The organism is Mucilaginibacter mali (assembly GCF_013283875.1).
GTDB classification, from domain to species: Bacteria; Bacteroidota; Bacteroidia; order Sphingobacteriales; family Sphingobacteriaceae; genus Mucilaginibacter; species Mucilaginibacter mali.
On the sequence record NZ_CP054139.1, the window covers coordinates 4308452 to 4325661 of the forward strand.

Below are 17210 nucleotides of genomic sequence, written 5' to 3' on the forward strand. Positions count from 1 at the left end.
AGCTCAGCTATTCTGAGTTTATTTGCATTATGGCACCAATGAAAAACCTTAGAACAACAGCCTTGCTAATAGCGCTTTCAATTCCCTTTTTCGGCAAAGCGCAAAAATGCAATTACAATTACTTAGGCACTAAAACGCTTTATGCTGCGCCTTCAGGCAAAAACAAATCGGCTCCGGTTGGTTATCAGCCTGTATTTATTAACCATGTTGGCCGTCACGGCGCAAGGCACCTAACCAAAGAGGTAAATACCTCGTTCGGTTACCGGCTAATTATGCGGGCCGATAGCGTCAACGGCTTAACATCGGCCGGTAAAAAGCTAAAGCAAATGATACTGGCGCTGGATAAGGTAGAACGCGGCCAGGTAAAATCGATATCAGCAGAAGGCAAGGATGAGTTACAGGGCATTGGCCAACGTATGTATAAATGGTATCCGCAGGTATTCGGCAGCACGCCTAAACTTAATGTAGCCATTACAAAAGAGGTACGCACCAAGCAAAGTGCCGACGCCTTCCTGATTGGCTTAAAAGCCGGGTTTAAAGAAGAACCGAAGATCAAAGAATATAATGATGATACCGACCTGCGTTTTTACGATGCTTCACCCGCATATGTGGCATTTGAGGAGAACGGCAACTGGCAGGCTGATATGAAGCAGTTGCAAAACCGTTTAAACCATGTGCGCATGTACAATAAAATTGCCGATGACTGGCTTAACAAGGCATTTATGAAGACCTTAAAACCGGATGAAGCAGAGAAGCTGGTAAGCGATGTTTTTGGCTTCGCTACTATCGTTCCATCGTTAAAAACCGAGATAGAAAAAGCGGGGGTAAAGCCGTCTGAAGTTGATTTCGACAACCTGATCGGCTGTAGCGATCTGATATCGCTGAGCCGGATTGACATGCTGGACGATTATCTGAAGAAGGGCCCGGGATCGGATGTTAACGGCATACAGGTGCGCATAGCCGTGCCGCTGCTGGTTAACTTCATTAATACTACCGATGATTTTATAAAAAGCGGCCAGGTGAACGCCGATCTGCGTTTTGCCCATGCCGAAACTATATCGCCCTTTGCCACCCTGCTGGGTATTAGCGGTGCTGATAAGGTAGCGCCCGATATGACCAATGTTGGAGAGACCTGGTGGTCGTCGCAGGTGATACCGCTGAGCTCCAATATTCAATGGGTATTTTACCGTAAGGATGGCGGCAACGACCTGCTGGTAAAGGTATTACTGAATGAAAAGGAAGCGAAGATAACCGGCATGGATAACCGTAATTACCCTTACTATCCATGGGCTGCCCTGCGTGCCCTTTATATGGCAAAGTTAAGCAAGCTAAACGTTGGCCTTAATGATGATATGGTGAAATACCTGAAAGAAGTAAAATAGGTATAATTAAAGTCATTATATAACAAGGTGGTGAACTGCTTAAGCCAGCTTCACCACCTTGCTGTTTTCGGTCAGTTTTAATCCGTCGGTATTGGTAATTAAGTTAAGGCCGGGGGTTTTGCCGGGTTCAAGGCTCCCCTTATCCTTATCAATACCCAAAAATTTGGCGCCGTTCAGCGTAGCCCATTTTATCAGCCTGCCGGTATCCAGCGCCGGGAAGTTTTGCTGTAGGGTAAGCATCTCGGTAAGGATACACAATATACCATTTGATGCCAGGCTATCGGTGCCAAGCGTAATATTATTTCCCTGGTCAAGGAACAGATCTATTTTAGGTAGTCTTTTTTCGATATACAAGTTAGCGCCCGGGCAAAAACACCAATTGATCTTTTTATCAAAGCGCTTGATAAAGTAAATGTCTTTTAGGTTGGTGCAGGTATTATGCACCATTAATATCGGTTGTTTACTACTAAGCAGTGGCAATACCGATTGCAGAGAGTTACGGGCCTGCGGCTTAAAAAAGCTGATATCCATCCCGAAGAACTGGTACAGATCTACAAAGCCGCCCAGTTTGTAACGGTAAAATTTATTCTCGTCGTCGCACTCCTGGTTATGGATGCTTAGCAGATTGTCGTCGTGGGTATCCGCGTAGTTTTTGATCAGCCTGAATAATTCCTTCGATACCGAATAGGGCGCATGCGGTGTAATGGATGACGGTTGCGGCCTGAATTGCGCTAACAGATCGACAGCTTTATCAAATACCTCCTGCGCACGTTCGGGCAAAAAGCTAAAGGTTTCTACAAAGGTATGGTAATACATTTTGCTTCCGGCCTTTATAGAAGCAGTAAGGGCATTGTTTGATATATCGCCAACGGCAACAATGCCACGGTTATACATATCCGCATCGGCCTGGGTGGCTGCGGCTATAATATCGGTTTCACTGGCATGGCGAAAGCCTTGTATGCCCTTAATAAAATCGATCATACCGGTTCCCCGGGCAATCTTATCTTTAAGGTGCGATAGTTCTAAATGGCAATGGGTATTAATAAATCCGGGGCAAATTATCCCATCCAGCTTTTCAACATGGGGGGTGTGGTGGTCTGCGGGATTGTCAGACACTGAAATAATTTTACCGGTGTCATCAACGGTAACTATTCCATTTTTAACGGGATCGGCATAAACAGGAAAAACGTAATCGGCTCTAAAACTTTTCATTGATATCTTTACTTAGCTCATCCCAATCCTCCAAAAACTACCTGAAAACCTAATCATAACTTACGTTTCTATATTAGCAAATTACAATTAACTTTTAGTTGTTGTTTTTTAATTTTACAATTAAAAAAGATTGTTCTCAAAATATGATCTTTAAATTTAAGTACCTTTGTATCTGTGAATAATACGAAAGGGAAAATAGATATCCGCAGCCTTAGCTTGCCGCAACTGCAGGAGCATTTTATCCAAATGGATGAAAAGGCCTTCAGGGCAAAGCAGGTATTTGAATGGCTCTGGAAGAAATCATGTGTTTCTTTCGATGAGATGAGCAACATTTCTAAAGAACTTCGTACCAAGCTGGATGAAACTTTTACCATCAATAATGTAAAAATTCATAACTCACAGTTTAGTGCTGATAAAACTATAAAAAATTCTTTTATTTTACACGATAGCCATCTAATTGAGGGCGTTTTAATTCCGGCCCCCGAAAGGATGACGGCCTGTGTATCATCGCAGGTGGGTTGCAGTTTAACCTGCAAATTTTGCGCAACCGGTTACATGGAGCGTAAACGCAACCTCAATCCCGACGAAATTTACGACCAGGTGGTGCTTATTCATCAGCAAGCCGTGCAAAATTATGGCCTGCCCCTAAGCAATATTGTATACATGGGCATGGGCGAACCGCTGCTGAATTACGCCAATGTGTTGAAATCTATCGAAAAAATTACATCGGAAGAGGGGCTGAACATGTCGCCCAAGCGCATTACCGTGTCAACCGCGGGCATTGCCAAGATGATCCGCAAACTGGGTGATGACGGCGTGAAGTTTAATCTGGCATTGAGCCTACACGCCGCTAACGACGAGAAGCGCAATACCATTATGCCCATTAACGAGCAAAACTCGCTAAAAGCGCTGGCCGACGCCCTGAAATACTTCTACGCCAAAACCAAAAACCCGGTAACCTACGAGTATATCGTCTTCAATGATTTTAACGATAATATTGAGGATGCCGCCGAACTGGCCAAATTTTGCAAGCACCTGCCATGCAAAGTAAATATCATCGAATATAATCCTATATCGTTCGCCGCCTTCACCAATGCCGATGTGGATAAGATAGAAGCCTTTGCCGAATACCTGCGCAAGCAAGGCATCATAACCAACGTACGTCGCAGCCGTGGTAAGGATATTGACGCGGCCTGCGGGCAATTGGCGATTAAAGGCTAAGCCCCCCGGCCCCCTAAAGGGGGAGTTAATGTGCAGATGTGCGAATATGCAGATGTGCAAACGCTATCCAGGCTTTTCATTTGCACATCCGCACACCTGCATATTTGCACATCCCCATCATCTGCATATTTGCACATCCGCACATTAGCGCATTTTTTCCTAACTTCCACCGAAGGAATACTAACCAAACACCGTCTAACCCATATTGATAACCCGGATTGACCGAGCACGAACTAATAGCCGGACTGCTTAAAGGCGACGAAAGCGCTTTTAAGGCGGTAGTGGATACCTATAAACATATGGTATACAACACGGTATTGGGTTTTGTGCAGGATACGGATGATGCCGACGATGTTACCCAGGAGGTTTTTATTAAGGTTTACGAAAACATTGGCAGCTTTAAACAGCAGGCCAAACTAAGCACCTGGATATACCGCATCAGCATTACGCAGGCTATGGATTTGGTGCGTTACCGTAACCGTAAAAAGCGCGGGGGATTTATCCTCAGCTTGTTTGGCGCCAACCAGGAATTGATATACGAACCGGCCGATTTTGTGCACCCGGGTGTACTGGCCGAGAATAAAGAGCAGTCGGCTATTTTATTTAAGGCGATTAACCGGTTGCCTGAAAATCAAAAGACGGCTTTTATCCTGCAAAAGGTGCAGGATAAAGGTCAGCGGGAGATAGCCGAAATTATGCAAATGAGCGAGGGCGCTATCGAGTCGTTGCTGTCGCGGGCTAAGGCCAACTTAAAGAAACAATTGTTTAACTATTATCAGTCGTTATGAAAACACAGCAGGAAATAAAACAGTTAACCGAAAATACGCTTAACAGCCTGGATGGCTTGAAGCAACTGGAGGCCAACCCTTACCTGTATGCCAAAATACTTAACCGAATGGGGCAGGTGCGCCAGGCTACGGCCAAACATGCCCGGCTGATGTTCAGGCTATCGATGGCTTTGTTACTGATCCTGTTTATCAATATCGGCAGCTTTTTTATGCTGAATAAGTTTCAACAGCAGCCGGTACCTCATATCAGCAGTAAGGGCAAGATGAAACCAACAACAGGCATATCGACTGTTGGCGAGGAATTTTTCCCTAAGGCACAATCATACAGTTATTAAATAACCGTAAGCATGAAGAATTTTAAAACATTAGTCATCATCGTTATCCTGCTCATCAGCGTCAATTGCGTGCTGATCGGGATGCTGTGGTACAACAATTACCAGCGCCAGCATCAAAAGCCGCCGGTACGCGAGCAACCCCTGCCGGGTGGACAGGCATTTGAGTACCTGACCAAAACGCTGAAGCTTAACCCGGCGCAGGTAAAATTGTACGATACCCTGCGGCAGCAACACATGCGCTTTACCCGCAAAGCCGGCGAAGAGATGCGCCTGCAACGCGATTCATTTTTTGATAACCTGAAGAATCCAGCGGCTAACCCGGCCACGGTGAACGCTTTAGAAAAACGCATACTGGCCAACCAGGGCAAACTGGATTCGGCTACTTTTTATCATTTTCGCAAATTCAGGGCGATACTGGATACCGCGCAGGCGCGCAAGTTTGATGGGATAATAAACCAGGTATTGCACATGATGTCCGGTCCCCGGCCTGGTGGACCTAATGGCCCGCAGGGAGGGCCGCCGGGAAGATGGAGGCAAGGCCCTCCAAATGGCCGGCCAATGTACGGCCCGCCGCGGGACAGTTTGCATAGGCAAGGCCCAGGTCAGCAGGGGCACAGGCCTCCACCGCCGGGAGGACGACCACCATATGGGCCTCCACCCTATGGCCCGCCGCCGGGACAAGGACCGCCGCCAAATGGTGGGCCGCCACCCAATGGGGGACCGCCGCTGGAGCAACCTAAATGAATATTATGTATGACTTTTAGTTTATAGATGGTGGGCCATCCTCTGTAACAAAACGACCGTTTTGGTACAAATAATGCCAAACATCAAAGTCACGTGGTGTTTTCGATGATACAGATCCTAACTTATATACAGTATCTAACGTTATGGATTGGGATGTTTTAGTGATAAGGTCAGAGAAGTCGCTATTGGTCCAAACAATAATATCATACTTCCTATACTTGAAGCAACCCATATCAAGCCTGCCTATCCGTTGATTGACCATGATATTAATGTCTGCTTTGTCAATTTTTTTTACCTGGTAGGCATACGAGCCATCATTGCCTTTAAATAATTCGAGTATATATGAAGTATTCTGATCAACGGCTTTTTTTGCCCCTAATATAATATCCATTAACTTATCGACTTTTGGATCTTCTTTTAGAACAGGAATAGCTATTTTTTCTATTGTTTGGCCATACCCGGCACTAAAAATGGTAAAGATCAATAAACAAAGTGTTACTAATTTTTTCATGAAGGTTTCGCTGATGATATTTTAATCTTCTAATTGTTTCACCGCAATATACGCCATCAAACCTGTACTTAATTCAAGCGCTGATTCTTCCACATCAAAGGTTGGCGTATGTACTGATGAAGTGATACCGCGGGCTTCGTTACGGGTACCTAAGCGATAAAAGCAGCTATCGGCTACCTGCGAGTAGTAGGCAAAATCCTCGGCAGCCATCCAGATATCCAGATCGACCACGTTTTCCTTGCCCAGGTATTCTTCGGCGCTTGTGCGGGCAGCGGCGGTAAGTACAGGTTCGTTAATAAGGAAAGGGTAGCCGTGCATAATATTAAAATCGCAACTGCCGCCCATACTCTCGGCAATGCCTTCAGCCATTTTTTTCATTTTGATGTGGGCCTCTTTACGCCAGGCTTCATCCATGGTGCGGAAGGTACCTTCAAGGTAAACCTCGTTGGGGATCACATTAGTAGCACCGTTAGCGATCACTTTACCGAACGACAGTACCGAAGGGCTTTTAGGGTCGGCAAAGCGGCTTACTACCTGTTGCAGGGCGGTAAGGATATGCGCGGTGATGATCACCGGGTCGATATTTTGCTGGGGCTGCGCGCCGTGGCCGCCTTTACCCTTTACGGTAACATAAAGCTCATCGGTGCTGGCCATATACTTGCCCGAACGGAAACCTACCTTGCCGGCATCTATCAGCGGCATTACGTGCTGGCCAATCACGGCCTGTGGCTTTGGATTTTCCAGTACCCCCTCTTTTATCATCAGACTGGCGCCGCCCGGCAGCTTCTCTTCAGCCGGTTGAAAGATCAGTTTTACCGTTCCGCCAAACTCATCTTTCAGCGAATTTAAGATGGTTGCCGTGCCCAGCAGAGATGATGTGTGTACATCATGACCGCAGGCATGCATCACCCCTACATTTTGCGATTTGTAGGGTACATCATTAGCTTCGGTAATCGGCAGCGCGTCCATATCGCCGCGAAGGGCTACTACCTTATTGCCGGGCTTGTTGCCCTGTATCAGGCCCACCAGGCCGTTGTCGGCCATGCGCTGGTAGGGTATGCCCAAGGCATCCAGTTTTGCAGCTACATAGGCCGATGTTTCTACCTCCTGAAAGCTTAACTCGGGATGACTGTGCAGGTGGCGGCGATTAGCTACAACATCGCTGAATATATTTTTGGCAAGCTGTTGGATCTGCTCTTTTATCATTTTTCTGGGGGATTGATCTTTTCGGATATAATGAACAGGCTGGTGAACTTACCACGCAGTTCCTGCATCAGTTTGGCGGCTTCCATACGGGTGCGGAAATCGCCGGCGTGTACTTTAAAGCTGGGTTCGCGATAGCTGACGTAGGTACGGATATCAGGATACTTTTGCCTGAAGCGCTCCTGCGCGGCATAAGCATCATCACGGCTGGAGCCGCTGAAGAATTGCACCCGGTAGCCATCGGTAGAAATACCGCTGTAGCCTGTTGAAGCGACGCTTCCGGCTGAACTACCTTTTTCCAGTTTACGGGCAGCGAGGGTGTCGATGCGCGGGTCTTTATCTACTTCTACCTTGCCGCGGGTTTGTGCTTTGGTGGTTGTAGCCAGCAGTGTAAAAAGCAAACAGCACCCTATTATCTTGCTTAAAGCCTGGTAATATGATGCTGTTTGTTTCATGGTGATCACCCCTCCAACCTCCCCGAGGGGGAGGCTTTTTTAATATTAAAATTAAAGGTGCCTGTGAGGACACAGGCACCGATTTTATACCCGTGGTCTGTGTCTCCACAGACCACCATGCTTTTTGTAAGACTTACGAAGTTTTAAAAACTTCGTAAGTCTGGTTATTCTGTTTACGCTACCTGCTCAACCGAAACCCGATTAGAGCGGATACCAGCCCTGTGGCTAAGGCCTGCAGGCGGCCATTGCCGCGTCGCTACGCTACTCGCAATGACAATTACATCATTTGCATATCCGCATATCCACGCATTTGCACATCCGGCTTACGCCTGGCCTACGCCGTGGCAGTTTTTGTATTTCTTACCGCTACCGCATGGGCAAGGGTCGTTACGGCCGATCTTTTGCTCGGCTTTTACGGGCATTTGCTTTTGTGGTTCGCGGGTATCGAAGTCGTCCATCGGCATACCGCTTTCGCTTACCATTTCTGGTTTTGAGGTGCGCATTTTACGCATATCAATGCTTGGTGGTTGCGGAACGGCCTCGCGCACTTCGTCAGGCGCCTGTTGTACCGGGATCACGCCACGGAACAGGAAGCTTACCAGTTCTTTGTTAACATTGGTCAACATCTGGCGGAATAGTTCGAACGCTTCGAATTTATAAACCAGTAAGGGGTCTTTTTGTTCGTAAACTGCGTTCTGTACCGATTGCTTCAGTTCGTCCATTTCGCGCAGGTGCTCTTTCCATGCGTCGTCTATCAGGTACAGCGTTACGTTTTTCTCGAACGATTTAAATACCTCGGCACCGCGATTTTCTACCGCCTTCCTTAGCGGAACAACTACCTGTATGCCGTGGATACCATCGGTAAACGGAACAATGATATCTTCTACCATATCGCCACGGGTGGCTAAAACATCCTTTAATACCGGGTAAGCCTGGGCGGCAATGCCTTCGGCTTTGCGCTTGTAGAACTCATTCACCAGGGCAAATGTCTGATCGACCAGTTGGTTAGCAGACATGCCTGCAAATTCTTCCTGCGAGCTATCCACATCTACCGAGAACACACGGATCATTTCGATATGGAAGCCTTCGTAATTATTTTGCTCCTTGTATTCGGTTACGATATCTTCAACCACATCAAAAATGGTATTGTTGATATCTACATCCAGCCTATCGCCAAACAGCGCGTTTTTACGTTTTGCATAAATAACGGTACGCTGCGAGTTCATTACGTCATCATACTCCAGCAAACGCTTACGGATACCGAAGTTGTTCTCTTCTACCTTCTTCTGGGCACGTTCGATAGATTTCGAGATCATCGAATGCTGGATCACTTCGCCATCTTCGATACCCATGCGCACCATCAGGCTGGCGATACGCTCCGAGCCGAATAAACGCATCAGGTTATCCTCTAACGATACGAAAAATTGTGAAGAACCCGGATCGCCCTGGCGGCCTGAACGACCACGCAACTGGCGATCGACACGGCGGCTTTCGTGGCGCTCGGTACCTACAATGGCTAAACCACCGGCCTCTTTTACGCCTGGGCCTAATTTAATATCCGTACCACGACCAGCCATGTTGGTGGCGATGGTTACGGTGCCTGCCTTACCAGCTTCAGCAACTATCTCCGCCTCCTTTTGGTGCATTTTGGCGTTCAGTACATTATGCTTGATGCCACGCAGCTTAAGCATGCGGCTCAATAATTCAGATATATCAACCGATGTAGTACCAACCAGTACCGGGCGGCCTTCCTGGGTTAGTTTAGTAATTTCATCCGCAACGGCGTTGAATTTTTCGCGCACGGTGCGGTATACCAGATCCTGGCGGTCATCGCGTTGAATATTGCTGTTGGTTGGGATCTCTACCACGTCCAGCTTATAAATTTCCCAAAACTCACCTGCTTCGGTTACGGCAGTACCCGTCATACCGCAAAGCTTGTGGTACATACGGAAGTAGTTTTGCAGGGTGATGGTAGCGAAGGTTTGGGTAGCATCCTCTACCTTTACATTCTCTTTAGCTTCGATAGCCTGGTGCAAGCCATCGCTGTAGCGGCGGCCATCCAGTACACGGCCGGTTTGCTCGTCTACAATTTTAACCTTGCCTTCATCAAGAATATATTCGGTATCCTTTTCAAACAAAGTATAGGCTTTCAGTAACTGGTTAACCGAGTGGATCCGCTCTGATTTGATAGAGAAATCGCGCATCAACTCATCCTTCTTAGCTACCTTTTCATCAGCAGTCAGGGTCGATTTTTCGATCTCGGCAATTTCGGTACCTACATCAGGCATCACAAAAAAGTGCGGGTCCTCGCCCGATGTGGTGATCAGTTCGATACCTTTTTCAGTTAGTTCAACCTGGTTGTTCTTCTCGTCAATCACAAAGAACAGGTCGCTATCCACTTTAGGCATTTCCTTCCCCTGGTCCTGCATGTAGTGGTTCTCTGTTTTTTGCAGCACGGTACGGTTGCCGCCCTCGCTCAGGAACTTAATTAATGCTTTGCTTTTTGGCAAACCGCGGTGGGCGCGTAATAAAGCCAAACCGCCGGTATCGGCATCAGTTTTGCCATCGTTAATTTGCTTCTTGGCTTCGTTCAGTACGCCGTTAATGTAGTTCTTCTGGGCATTCACCAAACGCTCGATGCGTGGTTTCAACTCGTAAAATTCGTGCTCATCACCACGCGGGATAGGGCCTGATATAATTAATGGGGTACGGGCGTCGTCAATCAGTACCGAGTCAACCTCATCCACCATGGCGTAGTGCGATTTACGCTGAACCAGTTCTTCGGGACTGCGTGTCATATTGTCACGCAGGTAATCGAAACCAAATTCATTATTGGTACCGAAGGTGATATCGGCCAGGTAGGCGTTGCGGCGTTCCTCGCTATTGGGTTCGTGTTTATCTATACAATCAACCGAAAGGCCGTGGAATTCGTACAGCGGCCCCATCCACTCCGAGTCACGACGGGCCAGGTAATCATTCACCGTTACAATATGCACACCCTGACCAGCTAAGGCGTTCAGGTAAGCAGGCAGCGTAGCTACCAGTGTTTTACCTTCACCTGTGGCCATCTCGGCAATTTTACCCTGGTGCAAAACGGTACCGCCTATCAGCTGCACATCGTAGTGTACCATATCCCAGGTTACCTCGTTACCGGCAGCCATCCATTTATTATGGTGGGTGGCTTTGTCGCCGTTGATAACAACGTTTGTCTTTTTGGCAGCCAGGTCGCGGTCAAATTGGGTAGCGGTAACCTCTATGGTAGCATTTTCTTTAAAGCGCTTAGCCGTTTCCTTAACCACGGCAAAGCCTTGCGGCAGGATATCCATCAGGATAACTTCCAGCGCCTTGTTGCGGTCTTTTTCCAGTTTATCCTGCTCGGTATACAGGGCAACTTTCTCATCAACCGGCATATCCAATTCGTTGGCTATGCGGTCTTTTATAGCCTGTAACTCGCTGTCTATCTGTGCAAGCCCGTTTTTGATGGTTTCTTTAAAGTTGATGGTTTGCTGACGCAACTCGTCGTTGCTCAGGTTCTCCAGCTTGGCGTAGGCGGCCTTTATTTTTTCAACTATCGGCTGTATAGCTTTAACGTCCCTGTCTGATTTGCTTCCAAAAAGCTTGCTTATAAAATTTAGCATGATCGTTATCTCTCGGTAATATAATGCTGTTATGCCTTCAACAATTGCGCCATTGCAATTTAAAAGTCATAATGGCAGGCGAAGTTAAGGTTTTATGGGGAAAAGGTGAAAGGTAAAAGGCGAAAGGATAAAGGTTTGGACGCATTAATGGCAATTTAACCATAAAGGGCACAGAGATATCTTATGCTGAAGATAAGGGTAACAGGGATACTAAGGTATAGTGTTTCCCCCTTTTGTAAACTTTAGTTCTTTGTTGTTGAACTCTCAGATATTTAAATTGCCGCCATATTTGAAACATGAAAAACATCGACCTGCAATTAACCGCTAATGAAAAGGCCATTCTGCGTACGAAGGGTATCACCCGGAAAGTATTATTGGGTTATGCTACGGATGAGATAATAACCGCGCTGGAAGCGCATGGCAACCGGGCCCGGCAATTGCAAGCTCTGATAGAATTTCAACGCATTCCATCTATCGGCATTATGTTCGCCCGGGATTTGATGCGGGCAGGGTATTACAGCCTTGATTCCCTGAAGCACCGCCCCGGCGCCGAGTTATTTGATGAGTTTGAAAAAATGAATGGCTACCATACCGACCCCTGCGTAGAAGACCAGTTTAGGCTGGTGGTGCATTACGCCAACAATCCTGGCAGCAATAAAAAGTGGTGGGATTTTACTGAGGAGCGGAAAGCGTATAGGGAGTTACACCCGTATAAATTATCGTAATTTAAGGTGTCTTATAACAACGAACGATATAAAATATATTCTTCCTGTATCATTCCACCTGTAACAAACTTATCTAATGAGGCAGAATAATTACTCACTGAAAAATCTAATGCACCACCAACCGAATCGAAAGAATTACTAAAATATAGTTCATCCGGATCTAACGATGAAAACTCGTAAATGTCAATAAAATCGTCGTCTCCATCGTCATAACACTCAATATAATTTACGCTATACGTCTGATCCCTTTCTTTATAGATTCGAAGCCATTTTAAGATAGTGTAGTCTTCTTTGCTTTCATGAGACAACCATTGTTCAACTGGTTTACCCAACGATATATTTGTTCTAAGCTGCTCTATTGTTAAATATTTTGCCATTGATGCGCTCTGTGTCCTCTGTGAAAAACCTTTGTGCCCTTTGTGGTTAAATTGCCCCTCAACTACACCTACTTATCATCCAGATCATCTTCTCCCCCATCATCCCCTTCCCCAAAGTCATCCTCATCAAAATCATCAAAAAAGCGGTCCTCATCAAACATCAGTTCTTCCATTTTTTCCTGTTCGGGGGTACTGGTATCAAAGCGGATGGCCCAGTTATCGGGGATATCGTAAGTTTTATCAAAACCCCGGATCCAGGCCACAAACTCAACGCGAAATTCTTCTACCTTATCGCGCATTAGTTGCACGTAGTCTTCCTCGTTTATTTTTACCATGCTGGCAAAGGATACGGCATTGAACATATCCTGCACGGCCAGTTTAATTAGCACGGCATTTTGCATTCGCAGCGAATACAACCCGCCACCTTCTGCACCGGCAATTTTGGCCTGTATCAGCGCGGCGTTGCTGCACATTTGCACCTGTAGCGATTCTTTCATATCGTCTTCCTTCAGGGCTTCGGATATGATATCCACCAGGTCAAACAATTCCTGCGATTTCTGATATACAGGCAGCGATTCGTATTTGCGTAAACTTCGGGACATGTTTTTGAATGTGCAAATGTGCGTATATGCAAATGTGCAAATTATTCCATTTCAAAACATATTCACATCCGCACATTTGCATATACGCACATTAATCCTGCATCTGCACATTCGCACACTTGCACATCTGCACATTCGCACTATCTTTGCCCTCACTATGAATATCCTGATCCTCGGTTCGGGCGGAAGGGAAAGCGCCTTCGCCTGGAAAATCGCCCAAAGCCCCAAATGCAGCCAGTTGTTTATTGCGCCCGGTAATGCCGGCACATCGCAATATGGCACTACCATTAATGTTAAGGTGACCGATTTTGCGGGGATCAAGCAAATATGCCTTGATCATGCTATCGACCTGGTGCTGGTTGGCCCCGAAGAGCCGCTGGTAAAAGGCGTGCACGATTATTTTTTGGCCGATGATGCCATTAAACATATCCCCGTAGTTGGTCCGCAGGCCGAGGGCGCGCAGTTAGAGGGCAGTAAGGATTTCAGCAAGCAGTTTATGCAGCGCCATAATATCCCTACCGCAGCATCGCAAACATTTACTAAAGACACACTGAATGAAGGCATTGCTTACCTGGCCACCGCCGGTTTACCCATCGTGTTAAAAGCCGATGGTTTAGCCGCCGGAAAAGGTGTACTGATCTGCAGCACTCTTGAAGAAGCCGAGCACGAACTGAAAGAAATGCTGACCGAAGCCAAATTTGGCGATGCCAGCAGCAAGGTGGTGATTGAGCAATTTTTACAGGGTATCGAACTTTCGGTATTTGTGATGACCGACGGCAACAGTTATAAGATATTACCTGAAGCAAAGGATTATAAACGCATTGGCGAAGGCGATACCGGCCTGAACACCGGTGGCATGGGTTCGGTTTCTCCCGTTCCGTTTGCGGATGCTGATTTTATAAAAAAGGTAGAAGACCGCATTGTGATCCCAACCGTTGAAGGTTTGAAGAAAGAAGGCATCCCTTACAAAGGCTTCATCTTCATCGGCCTGATGAATTGTGCTGGCGATCCATACACCATTGAATACAACGCCCGCATGGGCGACCCCGAGACCGAAAGCGTAATGATGCGTATCGATAGCGACTTTGTAGACTTGCTGCAAGGCGTAGCCGAAGGTAACCTGCACGAAAAGGCGTTCAGTATATCGCCAAAAACTGCGGCTACCGTAGTTTGTGTGGCCGGCGGCTACCCTGGCGATTATATGAAGGGCCAGGTAATTACCGGGCTTGACAACATGCGCGGTTCGCAGGTTTTCCAGGCGGGGACTGCGTTGCAGGGTGAAGATGTGGTTACCTCGGGCGGGCGTGTGTTGATGGTAACCTCGTTGCAGGATACCATGTTTGAAGCGCTGCAACAGGCTACAGCCGATGCCAGCCGCATTTATTACGATGGCAAAACATTCAGAAAAGATATTGGGTTTGATTTGATATAAGCCCCCTAACCCCCTGAAGCGGGAATAAAAAATAAAACGATGGAACATAAAGCCAAATCACTTCGACCATTCATCGGTAGTAAGGATTTTGAAACATCCCGCAGGTTTTACCGCGACCTTGGTTTTGAGGAAGTAGTGCTGGCCCATAATTTATCGGTGTTTAAAACGGGCAACCAGGCGTTTTACCTGCAGGATTATTACGCGAAGGATTGGGTGGATAATACCATGCTGTTTTTAGAGGTAGATGATGTGGACCGTTACTGGAAGGAACTGCTGGCTCTTGATCTGCCTGCCAAATATCCGGGTGCAAGGGTAAGTCCGCCGCGGGTTGAAGCGTGGGGGAAGGAATGTTTTCTGCACGATCCGGCGGGAATACTTTGGCATATCGGGGAGTTTTTTGGGTAGGTCGTTCGGGCATTCGTTACGCTGTCATTGAGTCATTTGGGTTAATGGTAATGCATAGCTGGTAGGCTCACCCGGTCGTTGCTTCGCCCGACCACCCTCTCTGCTGCGCAAAGAGGGAATAACGATCTATAAGAACTTCCTGCCCTCTTTCCGCGCAGCGAAGAGAGGGCCGACCAGCGAAGCGTCGTAGGGGTGAGTATACACATTTGCACATCCTCCTCCCATCTCCCCAAAAAAATCCCTATTTTTGCATTTTTAAATAATACGCTTAATACTATCATATGAGTATTGCCCTATCCGAACAGGAAATTTTCCGCCGCAAATCGTTACAGGATCTGCGCGACTTAGGCATTAACCCTTACCCGGCCGAAGCTTATAAAGTCACCGCGCATGCGAAAGATATTACCGAAAACTTTAACAGCCAGCCCGATAACTATAAAGAAGTAACCATTGCCGGTCGGATCATGACCCGCCGCATTATGGGCAGCGCGTCGTTCTTCGAGTTGCAGGACAGCACCGGCCGTATACAGGTATATATCAAACGTGATGATATTTGCCCCGATGAGGATAAAACCCTGTACAATACCGTATTTAAAAAACTATTGGATATCGGCGATTACGTAGGCGTACGCGGGTTCGCGTTCATTACGCAAACCGGTGAACTATCGGTACATACACAGGAACTAACCATCCTTTCAAAATCGCTTAAACCACTTCCGGTGGTAAAACGCGATGACGCGGGCAATATCTTCGACGGGTTTACCGATCCGGAAATGCGTTACCGTCAGCGTTATGTTGACCTAACCGTTAACCCCGATTTTAAAAATATCTTCATCGCCCGTTCTAAAGTGATCAGCACTATGCGCGGTTATTTTAATGATCAGGGTTGGATGGAAGTCGAAACGCCGATACTGCAAGCCGTTCACGGCGGTGCGGCTGCCCGCCCGTTCATGACGCATCACAACACGCTGGATATGCCTTTATACCTGCGCATAGCTAACGAGTTGTACCTGAAAAGATTGATCGTAGCCGGCTTTGACGGCGTATATGAGTTTGGTAAAATGTTCCGTAACGAGGGCATGGACCGCACCCACAACCCCGAGTTCACCGCAATGGAGATCTATGTAGCCTATAAAGATTATATCTGGATGATGGCCATGGTTGAGGAATGTTTGGCCAAAGTGGCGATGGCTGTGCATGGCAAAACCTTAATTAAAGTAGGCAGCAACGAAATTGAATTTGGCGGCGAATACGAAAAGCTATCGATGTACGATTCTATTTTGAAATACACCGGCATCGACGTTTCGGCTATGGACGAGGCCGCCCTGCGCCAAACCTGCCGCGACCTGGCTATCGAGGTGGACAGCACCATGGGCAAAGGCAAACTGGTTGACGAAATCTTCTCGGCAAAAGTTGAAGCTAACCTGATCCAGCCGACCTATATTACCGATTACCCTATCGAAATGACCCCGCTGGCTAAAAAGCACCGCAGCAAAGATGGTTTGGTTGAGCGTTTCGAACTATTTGTTAACGGTAAAGAGATAGCCAACGCGTACTCGGAGTTGAACGACCCTATCGATCAGCGCGAGCGTTTTGAAGATCAGCTGTTACTGGCCGGCAGGGGTGATGAAGAAGCTATGGCGATGGACGACGACTTTTTACGCGCGCTGGAATACGGTATGCCGCCAACATCGGGCCTGGGTATCGGTATCGACCGCCTGGTGATGCTAATGACCAACCAAAGCACCATTCAGGAAGTATTGTTCTTCCCGCAGATGCGCCCCGAAAAGAAGGCTAAAGTGGCTACTGCCGATGACTTTATAGCCGCCGGTGTACCTGCTGAATGGGTACCTGTGCTTAATAAAATGGGCTTCAATACCGTTGAAGAACTGAAAGCCGGTAACCCGAATAAAGTATTTAACGATTTGGGCGGTATGCGCAAAAAACTGAAACTGGATATACCTATGCCGACTAAGGACGAGGTGATGAAGTGGTTTGAGTAGACCCCTCCCAACCCTCCCCGAAGGGGAGGACTTAAGAAATATTGTCATTGCGAGCGATAGCGTGGACAACCGACCAACGGGAGTTCATTAATACCTTAAAGAAACAATTAAGTACATTAATAATCCCATAGGACATGCAACAAGGACCTGCCTATGAGATTGCCGCGTCGCCCCAAG

At 47.1% G+C, this 17210-nt stretch carries 16 protein-coding genes; 9 read left to right on the top strand and 7 right to left on the bottom strand.

Annotation, left to right across the window (positions count from 1 at the left end):
• Window positions 1–38: 38 nt before the first annotated feature.
• Window positions 39–1382 carry a histidine-type phosphatase gene (locus tag HQ865_RS18070; RefSeq protein ID WP_173416248.1) on the top strand — a complete coding sequence of 448 codons (1344 nt, stop codon included), beginning with the start codon at window positions 39–41 and terminating at the stop codon, window positions 1380–1382.
• A 39-nt stretch (window positions 1383–1421) separates the two neighbouring features.
• Here HQ865_RS18070 and HQ865_RS18075 read toward each other — a convergent pair whose 3' ends face one another.
• Complete coding sequence (locus tag HQ865_RS18075; RefSeq protein WP_173416249.1) at window positions 1422–2594, bottom strand: amidohydrolase family protein; 1173 nt, start codon at window positions 2592–2594, stop codon at window positions 1422–1424.
• A 174-nt stretch (window positions 2595–2768) separates the two neighbouring features.
• Between HQ865_RS18075 and rlmN the strand changes: the two genes are divergently transcribed.
• From rlmN to HQ865_RS18095, 4 genes are all read left to right on the top strand, one after another.
• Window positions 2769–3815 (top strand): 23S rRNA (adenine(2503)-C(2))-methyltransferase RlmN, encoded by a 1047-nt coding sequence (gene rlmN / locus HQ865_RS18080; RefSeq protein WP_173416250.1) that lies wholly within the window; start codon window positions 2769–2771, stop codon window positions 3813–3815.
• Window positions 3816–4033: 218 nt separating this feature from the next.
• Window positions 4034–4603 carry an RNA polymerase sigma factor gene (locus tag HQ865_RS18085; RefSeq protein WP_173416251.1) on the top strand — a complete coding sequence of 190 codons (570 nt, stop codon included), beginning with the start codon at window positions 4034–4036 and terminating at the stop codon, window positions 4601–4603.
• Complete coding sequence (locus HQ865_RS18090; RefSeq protein WP_173416252.1) at window positions 4600–4938, top strand: hypothetical protein; 339 nt, start codon at window positions 4600–4602, stop codon at window positions 4936–4938. The genes HQ865_RS18085 and HQ865_RS18090 overlap by 4 nt, the downstream gene beginning before the upstream one ends.
• Before the next feature lie 12 nt (window positions 4939–4950).
• Window positions 4951–5682, top strand: coding sequence for a periplasmic heavy metal sensor (locus HQ865_RS18095; protein WP_173416253.1), 732 nt, complete (start codon window positions 4951–4953; stop codon window positions 5680–5682).
• A 16-nt stretch (window positions 5683–5698) separates the two neighbouring features.
• Here the strand turns inward: HQ865_RS18095 and HQ865_RS18100 are convergent, their stop codons facing one another.
• The 4 genes from HQ865_RS18100 to secA all read right to left on the bottom strand — a co-directional run bounded on the left by HQ865_RS18100 (window position 5699) and on the right by secA (window position 11489).
• Window positions 5699–6193 carry a hypothetical protein gene (locus HQ865_RS18100; RefSeq protein WP_173416254.1) on the bottom strand — a complete coding sequence of 165 codons (495 nt, stop codon included), beginning with the start codon at window positions 6191–6193 and terminating at the stop codon, window positions 5699–5701.
• 21 nt (window positions 6194–6214) lie between these two features.
• Window positions 6215–7399 carry a M20 metallopeptidase family protein gene (locus HQ865_RS18105; RefSeq protein ID WP_173416255.1) on the bottom strand — a complete coding sequence of 395 codons (1185 nt, stop codon included), beginning with the start codon at window positions 7397–7399 and terminating at the stop codon, window positions 6215–6217.
• Entirely contained in the window at window positions 7396–7851 is a 456-nt protein-coding gene (locus tag HQ865_RS18110) for an SPOR domain-containing protein (RefSeq protein WP_173416256.1), read from the bottom strand. Before HQ865_RS18110 ends, HQ865_RS18105 begins: the two co-directional genes overlap by 4 nt.
• Before the next feature lie 323 nt (window positions 7852–8174).
• The gene (secA, locus tag HQ865_RS18115; RefSeq protein WP_173416257.1) at window positions 8175–11489 is read right to left on the bottom strand and encodes a preprotein translocase subunit SecA; all 3315 of its coding nucleotides are present in this window, start codon (window positions 11487–11489) and stop codon (window positions 8175–8177) included.
• A 296-nt stretch (window positions 11490–11785) separates the two neighbouring features.
• On the opposite strand from secA, the gene HQ865_RS18120 reads away from it, so the two are divergent.
• Entirely contained in the window at window positions 11786–12214 is a 429-nt protein-coding gene (locus tag HQ865_RS18120; RefSeq protein WP_173416258.1) for a helix-hairpin-helix domain-containing protein, read from the top strand.
• Between the two features lie 11 nt (window positions 12215–12225).
• Here the strand turns inward: HQ865_RS18120 and HQ865_RS18125 are convergent, their stop codons facing one another.
• Window positions 12226–12591, bottom strand: coding sequence for a hypothetical protein (locus HQ865_RS18125; protein WP_173416259.1), 366 nt, complete (start codon window positions 12589–12591; stop codon window positions 12226–12228).
• 68 nt (window positions 12592–12659) lie between these two features.
• A complete protein-coding gene (locus HQ865_RS18130) occupies window positions 12660–13193 on the bottom strand; it encodes a hypothetical protein (RefSeq protein ID WP_173416260.1) in 534 nt (177 codons plus the stop codon).
• Window positions 13194–13350: 157 nt separating this feature from the next.
• Between HQ865_RS18130 and purD the strand changes: the two genes are divergently transcribed.
• The 3 genes from purD (at window position 13351) to lysS (ending at window position 17033) form a co-directional block, all read left to right on the top strand.
• Window positions 13351–14625, top strand: coding sequence for a phosphoribosylamine--glycine ligase (gene purD, locus HQ865_RS18135; protein WP_173416261.1), 1275 nt, complete (start codon window positions 13351–13353; stop codon window positions 14623–14625).
• A 39-nt stretch (window positions 14626–14664) separates the two neighbouring features.
• The gene (locus HQ865_RS18140) at window positions 14665–15030 is read left to right on the top strand and encodes a VOC family protein (protein ID WP_173416262.1); all 366 of its coding nucleotides are present in this window, start codon (window positions 14665–14667) and stop codon (window positions 15028–15030) included.
• Between the two features lie 281 nt (window positions 15031–15311).
• Window positions 15312–17033, top strand: coding sequence for a lysine--tRNA ligase (gene lysS / locus HQ865_RS18145; RefSeq protein ID WP_173416263.1), 1722 nt, complete (start codon window positions 15312–15314; stop codon window positions 17031–17033).
• Window positions 17034–17210 lie beyond the last annotated feature (177 nt).

Bases quoted from the DNA above. Each gene is read 5' to 3' on its own strand.
- HQ865_RS18070 (WP_173416248.1), top strand. From the start codon at position 39: ATGAAAAACCTTAGAACAACAGCCTTGCTAATAGCGCTTTCAATTCCC.
- HQ865_RS18075 (WP_173416249.1), bottom strand. From the start codon at position 2,594: ATGAAAAGTTTTAGAGCCGATTACGTTTTTCCTGTTTATGCCGATCCC.
- HQ865_RS18090 (WP_173416252.1), top strand. From the start codon at position 4,600: ATGAAAACACAGCAGGAAATAAAACAGTTAACCGAAAATACGCTTAAC.
- HQ865_RS18095 (WP_173416253.1), top strand. From the start codon at position 4,951: ATGAAGAATTTTAAAACATTAGTCATCATCGTTATCCTGCTCATCAGC.
- HQ865_RS18100 (WP_173416254.1), bottom strand. From the start codon at position 6,193: ATGAAAAAATTAGTAACACTTTGTTTATTGATCTTTACCATTTTTAGT.
- HQ865_RS18105 (WP_173416255.1), bottom strand. From the start codon at position 7,399: ATGATAAAAGAGCAGATCCAACAGCTTGCCAAAAATATATTCAGCGAT.
- HQ865_RS18110 (WP_173416256.1), bottom strand. From the start codon at position 7,851: ATGAAACAAACAGCATCATATTACCAGGCTTTAAGCAAGATAATAGGG.
- secA (WP_173416257.1), bottom strand. From the start codon at position 11,489: ATGCTAAATTTTATAAGCAAGCTTTTTGGAAGCAAATCAGACAGGGAC.
- HQ865_RS18120 (WP_173416258.1), top strand. From the start codon at position 11,786: ATGAAAAACATCGACCTGCAATTAACCGCTAATGAAAAGGCCATTCTG.
- HQ865_RS18125 (WP_173416259.1), bottom strand. From the start codon at position 12,591: ATGGCAAAATATTTAACAATAGAGCAGCTTAGAACAAATATATCGTTG.
- HQ865_RS18130 (WP_173416260.1), bottom strand. From the start codon at position 13,193: ATGTCCCGAAGTTTACGCAAATACGAATCGCTGCCTGTATATCAGAAA.
- purD (WP_173416261.1), top strand. From the start codon at position 13,351: ATGAATATCCTGATCCTCGGTTCGGGCGGAAGGGAAAGCGCCTTCGCC.
- HQ865_RS18140 (WP_173416262.1), top strand. From the start codon at position 14,665: ATGGAACATAAAGCCAAATCACTTCGACCATTCATCGGTAGTAAGGAT.
- lysS (WP_173416263.1), top strand. From the start codon at position 15,312: ATGAGTATTGCCCTATCCGAACAGGAAATTTTCCGCCGCAAATCGTTA.